The organism is Flavihumibacter profundi, assembly GCF_020076305.1.
GTDB lineage: Bacteria > Bacteroidota > Bacteroidia > Chitinophagales > Chitinophagaceae > Flavihumibacter > Flavihumibacter profundi.
This window is the reverse complement of record NZ_JAIQXE010000003.1, coordinates 175562-194001: the sequence shown is the minus strand read 5'-3', so window position 1 is coordinate 194001 and position 18440 is coordinate 175562. Positions and strand designations below refer to the sequence as shown.

General features: G+C 42.9%; 17 protein-coding genes. 11 read left to right on the top strand and 6 right to left on the bottom strand.

Annotated elements, in window-relative coordinates; all coding sequences use genetic code 11:
* Nucleotides 1-9 precede the first annotated feature (9 nt).
* A complete protein-coding gene (locus LAQ65_RS15460; protein WP_224117897.1) occupies nucleotides 10-1293 on the top strand; it encodes a M28 family metallopeptidase in 1284 nt (427 codons plus the stop codon).
* A complete protein-coding gene (locus LAQ65_RS15455; RefSeq protein ID WP_224117896.1) occupies nucleotides 1290-2225 on the top strand; it encodes a M28 family metallopeptidase in 936 nt (311 codons plus the stop codon). The genes LAQ65_RS15460 and LAQ65_RS15455 overlap by 4 nt, the downstream gene beginning before the upstream one ends.
* Here the strand turns inward: LAQ65_RS15455 and LAQ65_RS15450 are convergent.
* Nucleotides 2212-2973: a geranylgeranylglyceryl/heptaprenylglyceryl phosphate synthase gene (locus LAQ65_RS15450; protein ID WP_224117895.1), complete on the bottom strand. Its 762-nt coding sequence runs from the start codon at nucleotides 2971-2973 to the stop codon at nucleotides 2212-2214. The two genes, LAQ65_RS15455 and LAQ65_RS15450, sit on opposite strands and share 14 nt — an antisense overlap.
* 474 nt (nucleotides 2974-3447) lie before the next feature.
* Between LAQ65_RS15450 and LAQ65_RS15445 the strand changes: the two genes are divergently transcribed.
* The 3 genes from LAQ65_RS15445 to LAQ65_RS15435 all read left to right on the top strand — a co-directional run bounded on the left by LAQ65_RS15445 (nucleotide 3448) and on the right by LAQ65_RS15435 (nucleotide 8921).
* A complete protein-coding gene (locus tag LAQ65_RS15445; protein WP_224117894.1) occupies nucleotides 3448-6822 on the top strand; it encodes a vitamin B12-dependent ribonucleotide reductase in 3375 nt (1124 codons plus the stop codon).
* A gap of 438 nt (nucleotides 6823-7260) precedes the next feature.
* Nucleotides 7261-7749 carry a YcxB family protein gene (locus LAQ65_RS15440; RefSeq protein WP_224117893.1) on the top strand — a complete coding sequence of 163 codons (489 nt, stop codon included), beginning with the start codon at nucleotides 7261-7263 and terminating at the stop codon, nucleotides 7747-7749.
* Nucleotides 7750-7850: 101 nt separating this feature from the next.
* Nucleotides 7851-8921, top strand: a complete 1071-nt coding sequence (locus tag LAQ65_RS15435; RefSeq protein WP_224117892.1) for a fatty acid desaturase family protein — start codon at nucleotides 7851-7853, stop codon at nucleotides 8919-8921.
* Nucleotides 8922-8932: 11 nt separating this feature from the next.
* On the opposite strand, the gene gldB is transcribed toward LAQ65_RS15435, so the two are convergent.
* Nucleotides 8933-9952: a gliding motility lipoprotein GldB gene (gene gldB, locus LAQ65_RS15430; RefSeq protein ID WP_224117891.1), complete on the bottom strand. Its 1020-nt coding sequence runs from the start codon at nucleotides 9950-9952 to the stop codon at nucleotides 8933-8935.
* Between the two features lie 133 nt (nucleotides 9953-10085).
* Between gldB and LAQ65_RS15425 the strand changes: the two genes are divergently transcribed.
* Entirely contained in the window at nucleotides 10086-11795 is a 1710-nt protein-coding gene (locus LAQ65_RS15425; protein ID WP_224117890.1) for an NAD+ synthase, read from the top strand.
* An 83-nt stretch (nucleotides 11796-11878) separates the two neighbouring features.
* On the opposite strand, the gene LAQ65_RS15420 is transcribed toward LAQ65_RS15425, so the two are convergent.
* Entirely contained in the window at nucleotides 11879-12355 is a 477-nt protein-coding gene (locus LAQ65_RS15420; RefSeq protein ID WP_224117889.1) for a hypothetical protein, read from the bottom strand.
* 145 nt (nucleotides 12356-12500) lie between these two features.
* Here LAQ65_RS15420 and LAQ65_RS15415 point away from each other — a divergent pair, with 145 nt between their 5' ends.
* From LAQ65_RS15415 to rsgA, 5 genes are read left to right on the top strand one after another with little or no spacing between them, the layout of a single operon-like run.
* Complete coding sequence (locus tag LAQ65_RS15415) at nucleotides 12501-13502, top strand: AAA family ATPase (RefSeq protein ID WP_224117888.1); 1002 nt, start codon at nucleotides 12501-12503, stop codon at nucleotides 13500-13502.
* 46 nt (nucleotides 13503-13548) lie between these two features.
* Nucleotides 13549-14418 carry a DUF58 domain-containing protein gene (locus tag LAQ65_RS15410; protein WP_224117887.1) on the top strand — a complete coding sequence of 290 codons (870 nt, stop codon included), beginning with the start codon at nucleotides 13549-13551 and terminating at the stop codon, nucleotides 14416-14418.
* 7 nt (nucleotides 14419-14425) lie between these two features.
* The gene (locus tag LAQ65_RS15405; RefSeq protein ID WP_224117886.1) at nucleotides 14426-15346 is read left to right on the top strand and encodes a BatD family protein; all 921 of its coding nucleotides are present in this window, start codon (nucleotides 14426-14428) and stop codon (nucleotides 15344-15346) included.
* Complete coding sequence (locus tag LAQ65_RS15400) at nucleotides 15343-16353, top strand: vWA domain-containing protein (RefSeq protein ID WP_224117885.1); 1011 nt, start codon at nucleotides 15343-15345, stop codon at nucleotides 16351-16353. Before LAQ65_RS15405 ends, LAQ65_RS15400 begins: the two co-directional genes overlap by 4 nt.
* A gap of 25 nt (nucleotides 16354-16378) precedes the next feature.
* Nucleotides 16379-17317 carry a ribosome small subunit-dependent GTPase A gene (gene rsgA, locus LAQ65_RS15395; protein WP_224117884.1) on the top strand — a complete coding sequence of 313 codons (939 nt, stop codon included), beginning with the start codon at nucleotides 16379-16381 and terminating at the stop codon, nucleotides 17315-17317.
* Here rsgA and LAQ65_RS15390 read toward each other — a convergent pair.
* The 3 genes from LAQ65_RS15390 to LAQ65_RS15380 are packed head-to-tail and all read right to left on the bottom strand — an operon-like array spanning nucleotide 17314 to nucleotide 18425.
* Nucleotides 17314-17646 carry a hypothetical protein gene (locus LAQ65_RS15390; RefSeq protein ID WP_224117883.1) on the bottom strand — a complete coding sequence of 111 codons (333 nt, stop codon included), beginning with the start codon at nucleotides 17644-17646 and terminating at the stop codon, nucleotides 17314-17316. The two genes, rsgA and LAQ65_RS15390, sit on opposite strands and share 4 nt — an antisense overlap.
* Before the next feature lie 32 nt (nucleotides 17647-17678).
* Complete coding sequence (locus LAQ65_RS15385) at nucleotides 17679-17852, bottom strand: hypothetical protein (protein WP_224117882.1); 174 nt, start codon at nucleotides 17850-17852, stop codon at nucleotides 17679-17681.
* Nucleotides 17853-17900: 48 nt separating this feature from the next.
* Entirely contained in the window at nucleotides 17901-18425 is a 525-nt protein-coding gene (locus tag LAQ65_RS15380) for a gamma carbonic anhydrase family protein (protein ID WP_224117881.1), read from the bottom strand.
* Nucleotides 18426-18440 lie beyond the last annotated feature (15 nt).

Here is an 18440-nt window from a genome sequence, read left to right as displayed (position 1 = left end):
CCCCTCTTTATGCAAAAAATATTGTTGTTGCACGTACTATCAGTTTTTGTGTTGTGTTCTTATGCCCAGAAAGCGGATAAGCTGATTAATATTAAGGAAGTAAGCCGTATAGAGAAAACCCTTTCATCTGATGATATGAAGGGCCGCGCGGTGTTTACTCCGGGTATTGATAAGGCCGCTGCATTCATTGCCAGTGAGTTTGAAAAAACCGGGTTGCAGAAGCCATCAAACGGCAATGGATACCTGCAGACTTTTCACATGTTAAAGCCAACGCTCATTAGTGTGGAAGGCACGATTAATGGTGAGTCAATTGACCCTAAAAATCTTATTGTAATTACGCCGCTTCCGGATCTGTCCATCGGTGAAAAATCGGGATATGAAATCGTGCAAATTGGAAAAGGTGCGGAATTATTTTCAGAAGCATACAAACATTATTCTTCAGGTAAGAATAGGCTTGTATTGGTGGACACCAGTTTTTCCGCAAATTTTTTACGGCTCACTTATTTCAAAAGGCAATTGCCCGAGAACAATGCCAATACTGTGTTTTTATTAGGCACGGCAGTGCCTGCAACCTATGCAATAAAGGCCCGGCATTCATTTACCAGTTCAAGCCTGAGTAACGTGGTGGGCATAATACCGGGTAAGTCGAAGAAAGACGAGTATGTTATTTTTTCAGGGCATTACGATCACCTGGGAATTGGTAAGCCGCTGAATGGTGATTCCATTTACAATGGCGCAAATGATGATGCTGCAGGCTCTACAGCCGTTATCATGTTGGCAAAATATTTCAAAAAACTAGGTGATAATGAGCGGACAATAATTTTCACCACATTCACAGCAGAAGAATCCGGCGGATTCGGTTCGCAATATTTTTCACGCCAGTTTGAACCGGCAAAGGTGATGGCTATGTTTAATATTGAAATGATTGGCACGGAAAGCAAATGGGGTAAAAACTCTGCCTATATAACGGGGTATGAGAAAACCAATATGGGTGAGATCATGGAAAGGAACCTGCAGGGATCAGGCTTCAGTTTTAAGGCCGATCCATACCCCGAGCAGCAGTTGTTTTACAGGTCAGACAATGCCACACTGGCTAAGCTGGGTGTACCAGCGCATACGATATCCACCTCCAAAATGGACAGTGAAAAATATTACCACACTGCAGATGATGAATTTGAAACCCTTGATATGCAAAATATGACCCAGATCATCAGGGCAATTGCCATTAGTGCAAAATCCATTATAGCTGGTACAGATACACCTTCGCGTGTGGATACCAGTAGTTTGAAATGAGGCTAAACATTCTTATCTTCTTTTGTTGTTTCCTGGCATTTGGAGTGCTTCGTGCCCAGGATAGTTCGTTATTGGATCTGCAAAAAGAGGAGTCCTACATATTAAGTTACCTGGCAGCGGATTCCATGAAAGGGCGGTCGGCATATTCAAGGGAGAACCTTCATGCAACAAAATTTATTGCCCGTTATTTTGAAGCAATAGGATTGATACCATTCCAGGATAGTGGCTTTTTACAGCAATTTAACAGGAATCCTTCCGATACCAGTTTGGCTTTGTTTAATGTAATTGGTTATTTGCCTGGCCGCGCCAAACCCGAAGAATATATTATCATCTCTGCGCATTTTGATCATTTGTCGCCTGACCGCAGGTTCAGGAAGGACAGCATTTTCAATGGGGCAAATGACAATGCTTCAGGAACAGCTGCAATGATGGCCATTGCCCGTTATTATGCACAGAAGGGAAATAATGAAAGAAGCCTGGTGTTCTGCGCATTCAATGCGGAAGAACTTGGGCTTATAGGATCGAATTATTTTGTGGAGCATACAGATGCCAGTAAAATTATTGCAGGTATAAACCTCGAGATGCTGGGCTTTCCCCAATTCGGTAAAAATCGTTTAATGATGACTGGTATGCAAAAGTCAGGTCTCGGGAGTATTGTGCGAAAGAACCTGGCCGGCTCCGGGATTAAATTTTTGCCCGAGCGGCAGGATGACCTTTTTGCACGGTCAGATAATTTTCCATTTGCCCTGGCAGGAATTCCGGCACATTCGTTTTTGTGCAGCAATGATAATGACCGCTGTTATCATAAAGTTTGCGATGACCTGAAAAGGATTGACCTGCCTAATTTGGCTTTACTCACCAAAGCAATCATACAGGGAATTTCTTCTGTAGTGAACGGAGTGGAAACTCCTTCAAGGATTAAGTGGAAATAGGTGTAACTGCGGCATGCACTGCGGCACTCATTTCTTTAATAAGCCCGGCATCTTTCTCAATAGCATTTCCTACTACAACAATATCAGCCCCGGCCATACAATTGCGATATGCTTTCTCAGGATCAGTGATACCGCCACCTACAATCATAGGGATGCTGATTTGCCTGGCTACCGCGGCAATCATTTCTTCACTTACCGGCCTCCTGGCACCGCTTCCGGCGTCCATATATATGAGTTTCATGCCCAGCATTTCCCCGGCTAATGCGGTACACAGGGCAATTTCAGTTTTGTCTGCGGGTATAGGGGAAGCATTGCTGATATAAGATACGGTAGTTGGTGCGCCGCCATCTATAACCATATAACCTGTGCTCATAATTTCCAGTCCGCTTTGCCTGATAAAAGGGGCGCTGATAACATGCTGGCCAATCAATAATTCGGGATTACGGCCAGAAATCAGGGAAAGGTATAATAAGGCATCGGCATGCCTTGATATCTGTGAAGGGCTACCCGGAAATAAAATCACGGGGATGTCTGACTGTTCTTTTATAGCGGCGATGCATTCATCCAGGTGGTTGGAAACAACAAGGCTGCCGCCAACCAGCAGATAGTCAACACCAGCATCATTGGCAAGAAAAGTAAGGCTCTCCAGTTGATCGGGTTGAACCTTATCAGGATCGATCAAAACTGCAAAGGATTTCTTCTTCGCAAGCTTCTTTTCCTGTATTTGTTTATAGATGCCGTTTTGCATTCAATAGGTTATGGCTAAATACAAAAGTGCAAAAAAATGCTGGTATGGCCAATCCGCAGCTTTGCGCTTAGTCAAATCTGTTATAAGATATGGCCAGCTGGTATAAATGCTCAAAATAACTAAGGAATTATAATATTATATAAAATGAAAATGTGTTTTAAGAAGTGTGAGTAAAAGGAATTGCCACCTGGTAAAATTCCTGCAAATCGTTAAACTGCAATACATTCTGGCGAAAACCTGTTTTTCTTCGGAAAAAGATTCGGAATTTTGCACTAAAGCGTAAATAATTTATTTACACCCTATGGATTTAGATCCAAATCCAACACCGGCGGGCATCGGGTTTTTTTCCCCATCCTTTATCCACATTGGTGGATATTTCCGGGCCGGTTTTTAAGGTTGGTGCGATTATTTTCGTTTACATCAGATTGCCTAAGCAATCGATGCCTTTTACTACTATCAAACCAATAATATTGTATGGCTACCACTAATCCAGCCGCGAAAGGGCTATCGTTCAGCCGTCGCTTCACCAAAGAAGGCGTACCTGTTTTCGATTTGTTTGAATACGATTACCGGACTTCGGTAATAAGGAATCCTAACGGGGAAGTGGTTTTCGAAATGAATAATGTTGAAGTGCCGAAGGGCTGGAGCCAGATTGCAACCGATATTATCGCGCAAAAATATTTCCGTAAGGCAGGGATCCCGCAGGCAGATGGCAGTCTTGGCCGTGAAACCTCATCAAAGCAGGTGGCACACCGAATGGCGCATTGCTGGAGGGTATGGGGTGAGCGGTATGGTTATTTCGCTACAGAAAAGGATGCCCAGGTTTTTTATGAAGAGCTGGTATATTCAATTCTGAATCAGGCTTGTGTGCCTAATAGTCCGCAGTGGTTCAATACCGGCTTGTATGAATGTTATGGTATTAAAGGAAAGCCCCAGGGCCATTATTACGTAGACCAGGCTGATGGCCAATTAAAAAAATCAACTTCTGCCTATGAACGCCCACAGCCACATGCCTGCTTTATCCTGAGTGTGGATGACGACCTCGTGAATGAAGGCGGTATTATGGACCTTTGGGTGCGTGAGGCCAGGATCTTTAAATACGGATCAGGTGTTGGGACCAATTATTCCAATATCCGCGGGGAAGGGGAAAAACTGAGTGGTGGCGGTACGTCATCCGGTTTGATGAGTTTCCTGAAAATTGGCGACCGCGCAGCAGGTGCAATAAAAAGCGGGGGTACAACCCGTCGCGCGGCCAAAATGGTCTGCCTGGACCTGGACCACCCGGAAATTATTCAGTTCATCGACTGGAAAGTTGAGGAAGAGAAAAAAGTAGCTGCATTGATTGCCGCAGGTTATTCGAGCGACTATGAAGGAGAAGCTTACCGTACCGTAAGCGGACAAAATTCAAACAACTCGGTTCGTGTTCCCAATAGTTTTTTTGAGAAGTTGCAGAAAAATGAAGACTGGGAATTGAAAGCGCGCAGCGATGGCCGGGTGATGAAAAAAATACCGGCTACCGAACTTTGGAATAAAATCGCTTATGCTGCCTGGCGTTGTGCAGACCCGGGATTACAATACGATACTACAATCAATGAATGGCATACCTGTCCGGAGGGTGGAGCCATCCGCGCTTCCAATCCATGCTCGGAATATATGTTTCTCGACAATACGGCATGTAACCTGGCGTCGGCGAACCTGATGAAATTCTTTGATGCCGATACCAAAATATTTGATGTTGAAGGATATGAATATGTATGCCGCTTATGGACAGTAGTGCTGGAGATTTCTGTTTTAATGGCTCAGTTCCCGTCAAAAGAAGTAGCCCAATTGTCTTACGATTACCGGACTCTCGGATTGGGATATGCGAATTTAGGAACCATGCTGATGGTAAGCGGTATTGCCTATGACAGTGAGGAAGCCCGTGGCATTGCGGGAGCGATTAGTGCTATCATGACAGGTGTTGCTTATAAAACCTCTGCGGAGATGGCTGGAATTCTCGGCCCGTTTGTAAAATACGAAGAGAATAAAAAGCATATGCTTCGGGTAATGCGTAACCATCGTGCAGCCGCTTATGATGCGAATGAGGCGTATGAAGGGCTTCAGATAAAGCCAATGGGTATCCAGGCTAAGTACTGCCCCGACTACCTTCTGAAGGCAGCTACCAGGGCCTGGGATGAAGCGGTTCAGTTGGGCGACAAATATGGTTACCGCAATGCACAAACAACGGTAATTGCGCCTACTGGAACAATCGGACTGGTAATGGATTGTGATACTACAGGGGTTGAGCCGGACTTCGCGCTGGTTAAATTTAAAAAACTAAGCGGCGGCGGTTATTTTAAAATTATCAACCAGTCAGTTCCTGCAGCCCTTAAAAACCTGGGTTACAGTGAGCCTGAAATGAATGCTATCATTAAATATGCAGTAGGGACTGCTTCATTTGCCGGCGCTCCATTTATAAACCACCAAACCCTGAGTGAGAAGGGATTTATTGCAGAAGAAATAAAGAAACTGGATGATGCTGTGAAAAGTGCATTTGAAATAGGATTTGTTTTCAACAGGTTTGCACTTGGTGAAGCCTGTCTTGAAAGACTGGGATTTACGGCTGAGCAATATGGTGACTGGAATTTTAATTTACTGGAAGCATTAGGTTTTTCAGATGAGCAAATTGATGCCGCCAATGATTATGTATGCGGAACCATGACTGTAGAGGGTGCGCCATACCTTAAACCCGAGCATCTTGCAGTATTTGATTGTGCCAATAAATGCGGAAAGAAGGGACAACGCTATATCCATGCAACTGGTCATATCAGGATGATGGGTGCCGTTCAACCATTTATCAGTGGCGCTATTTCCAAAACCATCAATCTTCCGAATGAAGCGAAGGTGGAAGAAATTGCAGAGTGTTACCTGCTGAGCTGGCAACTGGGATTAAAAGCGAATGCTTTGTACAGGGACGGTTCAAAACTGAGCCAGCCATTAAGCACTAAAAGCGACAAGAAAAAGAAGACAGAAGAAACGGCCGGGGAAAAAGCCGCTCAAGCCGCTGCAACAGCAGCTTCCAATATCATCGATATGAGTAAACTAACTATCGATGAATTACTTGAAGAAGTACAGAAGCGTGTTCAGTCTTCGCCAGATACTAAATTGAAGCGGGAGTTGGCAAGAATAGTGGAAAGAAGAACCCTTCCTGCAAAAAGGCGTGGGTATACGCAGAAAGCTAAAATCAACGGCCAGGCATTGTTTGTCCGTACCGGGGAATATGGGGACGGCACATTAGGAGAGATTTTTATTGATATGGCCAAGGAAGGGGCAACAATGCGCAGTATGCTGAACTGTTTTGCGATTGCGGTATCAATAGGATTACAATATGGTGTTCCACTGGAAGAATTCGTGGAGAAATTCGTATTCACCCGATTTGAACCTGCTGGCATGGTAGACCATCCTAATATTAAAAGTGCAACCTCTATTGTTGATTTTATATTCAGGTCGCTGGCGTATGAATACCTTGATCGTTCAGACCTGGTACATGTGCTCGACAAACCCGAAGTGTTGAATACGGGAAAAGATGATTGGGATGAGCAAGCAGCATCAGCCTATGAAAAAAAAACTCCGGAGTTAAGTGATGTACGCATAGTAGCTGCGGCGCAATCAAAAACCCCCGAAGCATCAAAGGCAAATAAAACACCGGGAGTAAAAGTTGAATCTGCGGGCAATTATGATGCGTTAAATGCAGCAAGCAGGTCTATGCAAAGTGATGCACCTGCATGTAATGTTTGTGGCCACCTGACTATCAGAAGCGGCACTTGTTATAAGTGTCTTAATTGTGGCAACAGCCTCGGTTGCAGTTAATTTGTCAATTGGACGGTTTATTATAGGACCAGGACCCGTGTAAAAACGGGTCCTTTTTATGGTATTTCTACGATCAAAATTTAATTTAATGTAGTATTTACCCTTTATTCTCAGATTTTACGGAGTTTTTTATTGCATGTTTATACCTTTCCATAAATGTAAAGCGTTAATTAAGCCGTAATCAATTATTAAATAATCCTAATCTATGCGCAAACTGATGGCCATTATTGCTCTGGGGATTTTGTTCGCGTCTTGTAACAGGGCTGTTACACCTGGTGAAGCAGCCAATAACAAGTACAAGCACTGTCGACCTGTCCGCTAGACTGATTGGTAAATGAATTGACAATTCCGCCCTGGTTCCCAAAGGACCGGGGTGGTTTGTTTTGCAGCTTTTATTACTTTACAGGCACAAAATGCAATTGGAAAAATCAAGCTGCTATGAATATTTCATTTTCTTACGACAGGAAACAGGTAATACAAGCTTTGCGCTATCATTTTTTTTCACTTCCTGAAATCAGGCTGCTGGTAATTCTGATAAACCTTTTTACGATAGTTGCCGCAGTACTATTATATTTTAAAAAAATATCACCATTTGCTTTTTTGTTGTTTTCGACTTTGTGGATGGCCCTGATGCTGGCCATCTGGAGGATATTACCCAACAGTATTTATAAAAAAGCGGCTACATTCCAGGATGATTTCGTGATGTCTATTAATCCAGATGAAATAGTGTTGAATACAACAAGAGGTACACAGTTATGGCCCTGGCAACGATTCAGTAAATTCCTTGAAACCCCTTACTTTTTCCACCTTTACTTCGATAAGCGTTCTTTTTTCCTTATACCAAAAGATGCATTTGATAATATCGCTGCATTGCAGGAAGCGAGAGAGTTGTTTAAGAAAATGATTCCATTGGCAGGATTACGTTAATTGTTGCATTTGAAACAGTTGTTAACCCCTCATGATATTATTTAACAGCGCGGTATGGCATAATTGGAGTAAATTGCATGCTTTGCAGATTAGCCGTATTTATGCCTAAAGTAAGTTTTAACAATAAGAACAACCTGTTCTTTACCGCCCTGAAAACCAATGTAGATCAGTATTTCAATAAGAATGGCCTTAAGAAAACCGGAGACTTCAATCTCTACGCAAAGTCACTGATATTAATACCCGGAGCTATTTTAGTCTATGTGTCCTTATTGGTATTCCCGCTTTCCGGCGGCATCCAGATTTTACTTTCTGGCTTACTGGGAGCAATCCTGGCCAGTATAGGGTTTAATGTAATGCATGATGCCTGCCATGGCAGTTACTCTACGAAGAAATGGGTGAATGACCTGCTTGGCTTAAGCCTCAATGCTTTAGGTGGTAATTCTTTTATCTGGAAGTTCAAACACAATATACTTCACCATACTTATACCAATGTAGATGGAATGGATGATGATATTGCGAAAAGTCCGCTCATGCGCCAATGCCGCTCACAGAAATGGGTGCCTGCGCATAAGTTTCAGCATATTTATGTGCTTGGCGTGTATGCTATTTCATCTTTCGCCTGGGTATTTCTAATGGATTTCAATAAATACTTCAAGCAAAATGTCAATGGAACGCCGTTGCAAAAAATGAGCAGACAGGACCATATTGTTTTCTGGATCAGCAAATTGTTGTATGGTATTTTCTATATTGCAATCCCGGTACTTGCAGTAGGCTGGGGGCCCTGGGCCATTGGCTTTGCGGTTATGCATGTTGTAATGGGATTAACACTAGCCCTGGTTTTCCAGTTGGCCCATGTGGTAGAGCACACTGAATTCGAACACATTGATGGTGAGAATACACATATTGAAAATGCCTGGGCTGAGCACCAGGTCAGGACTACAGCAAATTTCGCACCGGGGAATATATTCGTTAACTGGTATGTAGGTGGTCTCAATTACCAGGTGGAACACCATCTTTTCCCGAGGATAAGCCATGTACATTATCCAGCAATAAGCAAGATAGTACAGTCGACCTGCCAGGAATTTAATCTTCCATATCATACCTATCCAACCATGACATCCTCCATGATTTCACATTTCAGGATGATGAAGTCGCTTGGGGAAAGGCCATAAGCCATTGCCGGTTACCTGGGTTTATATTTCGCACCATCAATGATATTCCTGGCTGGCATTAACATCAATTGTTGTGCAGTAGTTTCGGGATGCTTCTCCAGGAAATTAGCTACTATGCGCAGTCCAATCCATTGCCCGATATTTCCGGGAGATTCAGATGGAAATCCCTGTGTTGTTGGCGCATCACCAATATAATTTTGAATAATGGAAGGGTCTGTTGTATACAGCTGGTCATTCTGCAGAAGGAGGTTCCAGATAACGCCTTCATTGGATTTGCACCAATCCAGCTGCGCCTTTGTAAAGCCGGTTTTGATGCTGTCCGGCTCATCAGGCAATAACAGGTCTGTGAGCCACCAGTATTTTCCTTTTTCGATCATTTGTTCGATTAATGGCAAACCCTGGCTTTTGTCGGGGAATAAATCTTCAGCCACGGCGTTAATGCAATTAGAAGGTATATAAGCCTTATCAAATCTGCGGGAAATGTAGGCTGGGTAAAGTTGTTGCCCAGGCTCTGATGTATAAAACGGAAAATCCTTCCCTGCGTATAATTGCAGGCCGATGGCAATTGAATTTTGGGTTATTGCAATACCGGGGGCGTCGAATGGGCCGATGTAACCAATAAAGCGGGGTACAGAATAGTTGGGGAAATAAAATTTCAGGTAGCTGAACGCCTGGTTTAATTCTTTTTCAGTGCTTTCCAGGTTTGCAAAATCTTTGCTGGTGGATTGGTAAACGCCATAATAACTGGTAAAAAAATGGCGGTTTGCAGTTGGTAATGTGGTATTGGTATCGTTTAACGGACCAACACCAAGGATATTGGCTGTGAAATCATTGATAAAATAAGGATACTGCTTTGCCAGGGACTGCATTCCTTGTTCCAGGTGGTTGGAATCGAGCGAAAAATAAGCAATATCGAACCGCTCAATTTTGGTGTTTACCCTGATGCCGGAAACATCGGGTCTTTTGGGGGTATTGCTTTTGCAGGCAGCAAGGAAAAATACTGCCATCAAAATATAACTGCTGAATTTCATGGACAAAAAACGTTAGGTCATCAATATTGTTGTACCAGCCTGAAAGCCATAAGTAAGGCCGATTGGTGTACATTCGCAGGGCAATAATACCGCAAGCCATCCGATAAATATTGTCCGGGAAAAAAAATATATCATGAAGATCGCACTGGCGCAACAGAATTATCATATCGGCAATTTCACAGCCAACACACAAAAGATCATTTCGGCAGTCAACCAGGCGAAATCACAGGGCGCCGACCTTGTCGTATTTTCCGAGTTAAGTATCTGTGGATACCCGCCGCGGGATTTCCTGGAGTTCGATGATTTTATTAACCAGTGTTATGCAGCCATTGAAATGGTGAAGGAACATGCCACTACGATCGGCGTAATTGTCGGCTGCCCGCAGAGAAATCCTGCAAGAGAAGGTAAAGATCTTTTTAATGCAGCCTGGTTTTTATATGATGGCAAAGTGCATGCTGTTGCACACAAAACCTGTTTGCCGACTTATGATGTATTTGATGAGTACCGCTATTTTGAACCCGGTTACCAGTGGAATGTAATTCCATTTAAAGGTAAACGCATCGCCCTTACTATTTGTGAAGATATCTGGGCCCTGAGCGAAAACCCGTTATACAGGGTTTGTCCAATGAATGAATTGATGAAGCAGCAGCCTGACCTGATGATCAATATTTCGGCTTCACCGTTCGATTACGATCATGATGACGACCGTAAGGAAATTGTCAGGGCCAATGTTATGGAATACGGCATTCCCATGGTGTATTGTAATTGTGTGGGCTCCCAGACCGAAATTGTATTTGATGGAGGTAGCCTTGTATACAATGCTGCCGGCGAATTGGTTAAGGAACTGAAATATTTTGAAGAAGATTTCCAGGTCGTTGATTTTGAAACGACCCAAAAAAGTGAGGGAATGGTTCAGAGGGCTATCCGGAAATTCGATAAGGAGATGCGGGTGTCCAGAATTTCTGACCCCAATAAAATCATAAGCTACCTTACCGATGAAAACAATATTGCAGAGATATACAGTGCCTTGATAATGGGTATCCGCGATTATTTCAGTAAGATGGGATTTTCGAAGGCGATACTGGGTAGTAGTGGCGGAATTGACAGTGCGGTAACCCTTGCAATTGCCTGTGATGCATTAGGTGCAGAAAATGTACGGGCTATTTTAATGCCTTCCCAATATTCTACCGGTCATTCTGTTGCAGATGCAGAGCAATTGAGCAGGAACCTTGGAAACCCCTATGATATTATTCCGATTAAGCCCATTTATGATGTGTTTATCGAATCATTAAAACCCATTTTCAGGGACCTGCCTTTTAGTGTGGCAGAAGAAAATATACAGAGCCGTTCAAGAGGCAACCTCGTAATGGCCATAGCCAATAAGTTTGGTTATATACTATTAAACACCTCCAACAAAAGTGAGCTTGCCACCGGGTATGGTACTTTGTATGGTGATATGGCAGGGGGATTGAGTGTGTTGGGTGATGTTTATAAGATGCAGGTATTTGCACTCGCCAGGTACATCAACCGGAACAAGGAAATTATTCCTGTGAACATCATTACGAAACCACCTTCAGCAGAGCTCAGGCCAGGCCAGAAAGACAGCGATAGTTTACCTGAATATGATTTGCTGGATAAAGTATTGTACCAGTATATAGAGAGAAGGCAGGGGCCTTCTGAGATAATCGCAATGGGCATTGATGAGGCATTGGTGAATCGAGTTCTTAAAATGGTAAATACCAATGAATATAAGCGAAATCAATTCTGCCCGATCATCAGGGTAAGTTGCAAGGCATTCGGGGTTGGACGCAGGATGCCAATTGTGGGTAAATACCTCAGCTGAAAAAATATAGCCCCCGTATAGATATACAGGGGCTCTGTTTATGAAATCAGCAGATAAAAAACGATGAATATCTTCGGGTGAATTTAATGTTTGAAACGAAAAATGTAACGGACCTGAGAGGGGTAACCCTGAACGGTAATATCTCTGTTGAGTTCAAGTGTTGCAGTATCCAATACAGAAATATTGGCATCGCCTGAAAATCCTAATTGAGAAATATTACCAGTAAGCATTGATTCCTGGTTTTTAAAAGCCCAGTCAAAATAACCGGTTTGCGGATCGGTATCAGTACATTTTGTAGCACCTTCGTCAAAGTTTCCGGCGCCACCCACTATAAATAAAAATGTGTTGTCTAAGTTGCAGCTTTTCCATGTGTCTGCGATATCTATGGTGCCGTTTTTATCGGCATCTATACCTGATTTGTCTATTTTCCAGGCTTTTTGTGTCAGGAGTTCAGTTTTTGTAGCTGCAGGTTTATTTCCGCCCTTACTACAGGCATTAAACGCAGTAATAAAAAGGATAATTGGTAAGCAAAATAAAGCATTCCGAATGCTTTTATTCATAAGGGTGGATTTGCTATTAATAACAGAAAATCGGGGCTTTTATTGTAATCTTAAAAAAATATTAGGGGTGTGGCAAATGTTTTATTCAAATTGGCTGAAGAATTGCATGGGTAGAGTACGTATTTTGCACCAATAAAATCCATATATGTTGCCAACTTCGGAAGATATCCGTCAATTGAATGAGAAAATTCAATACCAGGGTGTTTTTATTGACCGCCTGCGTGATGAGGTGGGAAGGGTTATCGTTGGCCAGCAGAATATGCTGGACCGCCTGCTGATAGGCTTGCTTAGCAATGGCCATGTTTTACTGGAAGGGGTGCCTGGCCTGGCAAAAACACTTACAATTAAATCGCTTGCGCAGGCCGTTCATGCCAAATTCAGCAGGATACAATTTACACCCGATTTATTGCCTGCTGACGTAATTGGAACCATGATTTACCAACAGCAGCGCAATGAATTTGTAGTCAGGAAGGGCCCCATTTTTGCCAACTTCATACTGGCTGATGAAATAAACAGGGCTCCTGCCAAAGTGCAGAGTGCATTATTGGAGGCTATGCAGGAACGGCAGGTAACCATCGGCGATAGTACCTATCCACTGGAAGAACCTTTCCTGGTTTTAGCCACCCAAAACCCGTTAGAGCAGGAAGGTACATATCCGCTCCCTGAAGCGCAGATAGACAGGTTTATCATGAAAGTGATAGTAGGCTATCCCAGTAAGCAGGAAGAGCAGATGATCATCCGGCAGAATGTGCAGGGCATGAAACCTCCCAGGATTGAACCAGTGGTAAATATCCAGGATATGCTGGAGGCAAAGGAGCTGACACGTAAGATATATATGGATGAGAAAATTGAGCAATATATCCTGGATATCGTATTTGCAACACGAAATCCTGATCAATACGGTCTGTCAAAATTGCAACCTCTGATTTCTTATGGTGGGTCGCCAAGGGCAAGTATCAACCTGGCGCTGGCGGCAAAGGCTTATGCATACTTATCTAAACGTGCATTTGTAATTCCTGAAGATGTGAAGGCCATTGCAAAAGATGTATTACGCCACAGGCTTGGACTGACCTACGAAGCAGAAGCTGAAAATATTAACGTAGAACAGATCATAGAGGACATTTTGAAAACCATACAGGTGCCCTGATAATATTATTGACCATACATTATTCACGATTCACTATTAATTACCCTTGCTGTCCACGGCAGAAATATTAAAAAAAGTAAAAGAGCTTGAAATAAAAAGCAAGAAGCTCACACGGCACCTGTTTACAGGTGAATACCATAGTGCGTTTAAGGGTAAGGGCATGTCTTTTAAAGAAGTGCGGGAATACCAGGCTGGTGATGATGTACGGTTTATTGACTGGAATGTTTCAGCCAGGTTTAACCATCCTTTCAGTAAGCTTTTTGAGGAAGAAAGGGAACTTACAATGATGTTGCTGGTAGATGTCAGCGCCAGTTCATTGTTCGGTACCGTGCATGCACGCAAGAAGGACCTGGTAACTGAAATTGGTGCTGTGCTTGCCTTCTCAGCCATCAGTAATAATGATAAAGCCGGAGCTGTTTTATTTACAGATAGCATTGAAAAAAATATACCACCCAAAAAAGGCCGGGATCATGGTTTATATATTGTAAGGGAATTGCTCACCAGGGAGGGAAAACGGAAAGGAACAAATATTACCCAGGCCTTACGGTATTTGAATAATACAACCCGCCAGAGATGTATTGTTTTTGTACTCAGTGATTTTTTGGATCCGGATTTTGCGGACGGGTTAAGGGTTGCCGGCAAGAAGCATGATGTTATTGGAATTAAAGTATATGATCCAATGGAAATGCAATTGCCGGATGCAGGGATAATAGAAGTGGAAGATTCAGAATCAGGAAATATAATGTGCCTCGATACATCAGATTATTTGGTACGGAAAGCCCACCAGGAAGAATTTTTCAGGCATTCAGAATGGTGCAAGCAGGTATTTCTCCGTGCCGGATGCGACTTGTTGCACATTGCCACAAAAGAAGATTATGTAAAGGTATTGCAGAAATTTTTTATCGGAAGAAGTTAGCCAGGATATGTCAAAGCGCGGTGTAAATATAGTGTTGGCCTTATGTTTTGTAATGAACTTTGGCTTATTACAGGCCCAGGATATACGGGCGAAGGCATCTGTTACTAAAGACCATATCCTGGTAGGTGAGCCTGTAATACTACAATTGGAAGCGGAATATCCAACGGGTACTAGCATTAACTGGTTTTCATTAGACAGCCTGGCTCATTTTGAAATTCTGGATACCGGTAAACTTGACACTTTGGCAAGTGTCGGGGGAAATTTACTGAGGCAGACTTTTACAATTACCTCCTACGATTCCGGCAGCCGGGTTATTCCCAGGATGAGTGTAACAGTGAATAATAAAAAACTTTTAACTGATTCATTAAAGATCGAAGTTGGCTATTCATCTGCTGAGCCGGCTAAGGATTACCACGACCTTAAAGATATCATTGAAGTACCGGCAGTTGAACCATTGTACATCAATTATATCATCGCATTTATTACTGTTCTTGCGATAACTGCCCTGGTATTACTGCTCAGAAAGAAGAAACAACTGCTTGCAGAAGAGCCTAAAATCAAGGGTCCAAAGAAATCGCCGTTTGAAGTTGCAATGGCATCCCTTGAAACATTAAAAAAAGCCAGGCTACCGGAAAATGGGCAGTTCAAGACTTATATCATACAATTAAATGAAATTTTGCGTCAGTATTTAAAGGAAGAAAAAATAGTTATTGCGCCTGATGCCAGCAACAACCAGCTGGTTTTAGCTGCGAAAAATGTTTTAGAAAATGATGATTTGATAGAGCTTGCCCAAATTCTTCGGTTAGCCGATGCTGTTAAGTTTGCCAGGTACCAGCCAACCGGCCCCGAGAATGAGCAGGCTATTAACGGTATCGGAACTGCAATAGAAAACATTAACCGCCAAATCCATAAAATTACCGGCAATTGATTACAAGGTATTTTAATAGTGTACACTTTGCATGGCCATGGGTCATGCTGCTGTTATTATTAGTACCTGCACTTATTTGGTGGTATTGGAAAAAACATTCAGGCCGCGCCGGAACCTTATTGGTGCCATCAACTACTAACCTTCAAAAGGCTTCAAAAGGCTGGAAAATAAAGCTGATGCATCTCCCATTTATTTTAAGGCTGCTTGCAATGGCCTTTATCATCATGGCATTGGCAAGGCCGCAAACCAGGTTCGATGAAGAACAGGTAAGCGGGGAAGGTGTGGATATTGTGCTCTGCATAGACGTAAGCGGCAGTATGCTGGCCCAGGACTTTACCCCAAACAGGCTGGAAGCTGCCAAGGAAGTAGCTGCACAATTTATAGATACCCGTAAAACAGACAGGATTGGAGTGGTAATTTTTTCCGGTGAAAGCTTTACGCTTTGTCCGTTAACTACAGATAAGTCAGTTCTGAAGTCGCAGGTATATGGTATACAAAGTGGGTTACTTGAAGACGGTACGGCAATAGGATCCGGACTTGCAACCAGCACCGACCGGTTAAGGAACAGTAAAACAAAGAGTAAAGTTGTGATCCTGCTTACCGATGGTGAGAATAATGGTGGACAGATTCCGCCGGTTACGGCGAAGGAGATTGCCAAAAAATTAGGTATCCGGGTATATACAATTGGGGTTGGTACGGAAGGCTTTGCACCTATACCGGTCCAGGCATCAGATGGTTCAATAGTAATGCAGCGGGAAAAAGTAAATATTGATGAAAAGTTACTGACCCAGATAGCCAGTGAAACCGGCGGACAATATTTCAGGGCTAAGGATAATGAAGGACTTGCGAAAATCTATGGTGAAATTGACCAACTCGAAAAGTCAGTCATTGAAGTAACCGCATTGCACCGTTACACCGAAAGGTTTTTACCATTAGTGCTGGCAGCGATAGTATGCTTATCGCTGGAATGGGTGCTTCGGCTTACACTACTCAAAAAGTTCCCTTAATGCTTATTGCCTTAATTTCGCAGCAATGGGTGGTAAGATAAAAGCAAGAGTTTATAAATCGACCGGAAGCTGGTATATCCTGAAAGATAGTGCTGGCAGGCAATATAATGGACGTATAAAAGGTGTTCTTAAAATTGATGATATAACATCTACCAATCCAATTGCTGTAGGCGACTGGGTAGAAGTTGAAATGGAGAATGAAGGGGAAAGTACGGTTACCATTACACAGATATACGACCGTAAAAATTATATCGCCAGGGTTTCACCTCACCGGAAGGTGCAGCATCATATTATCGCCTCCAATCTTGACCAGGCCTTGTTGTTTGTAACGCTTCGCGAGCCCCGTACCTCACTCGGTTTTATAGATCGCTTTCTAATAACCGCAGAAGCTTATCATATCCCTGCAATTATCGTATTTAATAAGGCCGATTTATACCGGGAAAAGGAATTGGAGAAATATGCCGAATGGGAGGAGATGTTTACCCAAATCGGCTATACCGTTGCCCTGGTAAGTGTAAAGAATGGGCAGGGTATTGATGATTTGAAGAAAATCCTGAAAGATAAAACGACGCTGATCAGTGGTCATTCAGGTGTGGGTAAATCAACTTTCATTAACGCTGTTTTTCCCGAAATGGCCCTGAGGACCCAGGAAGTAAGCGGTTGGAGCGGAAAGGGTTTACACACTACAACTTTTGCAGAAATGTTTGACTTGCCGGGTGGTGGAAGTATCATTGATACCCCCGGGATCAGGGAACTCGGACTGGTGGGTATAAGCAAACAGGAATTATCACATTATTATCCTGAAATGCGTAAGCTGCTCAGTGATTGCCAGTTTAATAATTGCCTGCATATGAATGAACCCGGTTGCGCTGTGAAAGAAGCCGTTAATGAGGGCAAGATTCATATCGACCGGTATGTCAGTTATTGTACGATACTTGATTCAATAGATGAAAGGAAATTTTAGGATATATACTTCCTGGCGGTATTGATCAATAATTTAGATTCAAGAAATTGTGCAACTTCTGCAACAGCTTTGTTATCGCGAGGAATAGCCTTTTGCACCTGCTTTGGATAAAGGCAAATTCCTGTATAAATATTATAATGCAGACTAAGGGGATGGCCTTTGTAGCTGAAATCCCAGATCAGGGAGTCAAAATCATCGAGTTTGTTGTTAAACCGAACTTTCAGTTCATCCGTTAAAAGGTTGGCCACTTCATAAAATCTTTTCAGGCCACCATCTTCATCAATCACAGCTTCGGTGAAACCGTCATGGGTATGGAGTACTGGACACATATGGGTAGGATTTAAGTAACAGAATCGGGCGTTCAGGCTTTAAACTTCTTCGCTTTTGGCACTTTTTCTCCACTCAGAATCCGCTCTGCACCAACGTTCTTACCATTGCTGGGGCAACCGGATTTTGGTTTCATGGCACTACAGGAAGCCATGCCAAGAATAGCGAGTACAGAAAGAAGGGTGAAACCTGTACGGACAAATCTCATAACACGATTTTATTTATAACGTTGGAAATAGGAAAATATTATGCCAGATTAACTGATCTGGTCCTTAAACCAGCCTGAATACCGGATATAATTATTGGCGATCCGGTCGATTTCGCCGTGAATCATGGCTTCAGAGATATCTTTTACCTTTTTTGCAGGTACCCCGGCATAGATACTGCAGGCTTCGCAAATGGTACCTTCCAATACAACGGCACCTGCCGCAATGATAGTATTGCTATGTACTACGGCATTATCCATAATGATGGACCCCATGCCAATTAATACATCGTCATGTAGGGTACAGCCGTGAACAATGGCATTATGGCCAATTGAAACGTTGTTGCCTATTATGGTTTTTGTTTTGCCGAAAGTTGCATGAATTACCGCGCCATCCTGAACATTCACCTTGTTCCCCATCCTGATGCTGTTCACGTCTCCCCGAACGACAGCATTGAACCAGAAACTGCAATCATTTCCGGCAATCACATCTCCGACAATTGTTGCATTCGGTGCTAAAAAACAGTCTGTCCCAAATTTTGGGAAAGTACCTTCAACATGGAGAATTAAAGCCATAAATCAGCGTATAAA

Excerpts from the sequence above, each read along its gene's own strand:
- LAQ65_RS15420 (WP_224117889.1), bottom strand. The coding sequence starts at position 12,355 with ATGAATAAAAGCATTCGGAATGCTTTATTTTGCTTACCAATTATCCTT.
- LAQ65_RS15450 (WP_224117895.1), bottom strand. The coding sequence starts at position 2,973 with ATGCAAAACGGCATCTATAAACAAATACAGGAAAAGAAGCTTGCGAAG.
- LAQ65_RS15445 (WP_224117894.1), top strand. The coding sequence starts at position 3,448 with ATGGCTACCACTAATCCAGCCGCGAAAGGGCTATCGTTCAGCCGTCGC.
- LAQ65_RS15405 (WP_224117886.1), top strand. The coding sequence starts at position 14,426 with ATGTCAAAGCGCGGTGTAAATATAGTGTTGGCCTTATGTTTTGTAATG.
- LAQ65_RS15435 (WP_224117892.1), top strand. The coding sequence starts at position 7,851 with ATGCCTAAAGTAAGTTTTAACAATAAGAACAACCTGTTCTTTACCGCC.
- rsgA (WP_224117884.1), top strand. The coding sequence starts at position 16,379 with ATGGGTGGTAAGATAAAAGCAAGAGTTTATAAATCGACCGGAAGCTGG.
- LAQ65_RS15385 (WP_224117882.1), bottom strand. The coding sequence starts at position 17,852 with ATGAGATTTGTCCGTACAGGTTTCACCCTTCTTTCTGTACTCGCTATT.
- LAQ65_RS15425 (WP_224117890.1), top strand. The coding sequence starts at position 10,086 with ATGAAGATCGCACTGGCGCAACAGAATTATCATATCGGCAATTTCACA.
- gldB (WP_224117891.1), bottom strand. The coding sequence starts at position 9,952 with ATGAAATTCAGCAGTTATATTTTGATGGCAGTATTTTTCCTTGCTGCC.
- LAQ65_RS15460 (WP_224117897.1), top strand. The coding sequence starts at position 10 with ATGCAAAAAATATTGTTGTTGCACGTACTATCAGTTTTTGTGTTGTGT.
- LAQ65_RS15415 (WP_224117888.1), top strand. The coding sequence starts at position 12,501 with ATGTTGCCAACTTCGGAAGATATCCGTCAATTGAATGAGAAAATTCAA.
- LAQ65_RS15390 (WP_224117883.1), bottom strand. The coding sequence starts at position 17,646 with ATGTGTCCAGTACTCCATACCCATGACGGTTTCACCGAAGCTGTGATT.
- LAQ65_RS15455 (WP_224117896.1), top strand. The coding sequence starts at position 1,290 with ATGAGGCTAAACATTCTTATCTTCTTTTGTTGTTTCCTGGCATTTGGA.
- LAQ65_RS15440 (WP_224117893.1), top strand. The coding sequence starts at position 7,261 with ATGAATATTTCATTTTCTTACGACAGGAAACAGGTAATACAAGCTTTG.
- LAQ65_RS15380 (WP_224117881.1), bottom strand. The coding sequence starts at position 18,425 with ATGGCTTTAATTCTCCATGTTGAAGGTACTTTCCCAAAATTTGGGACA.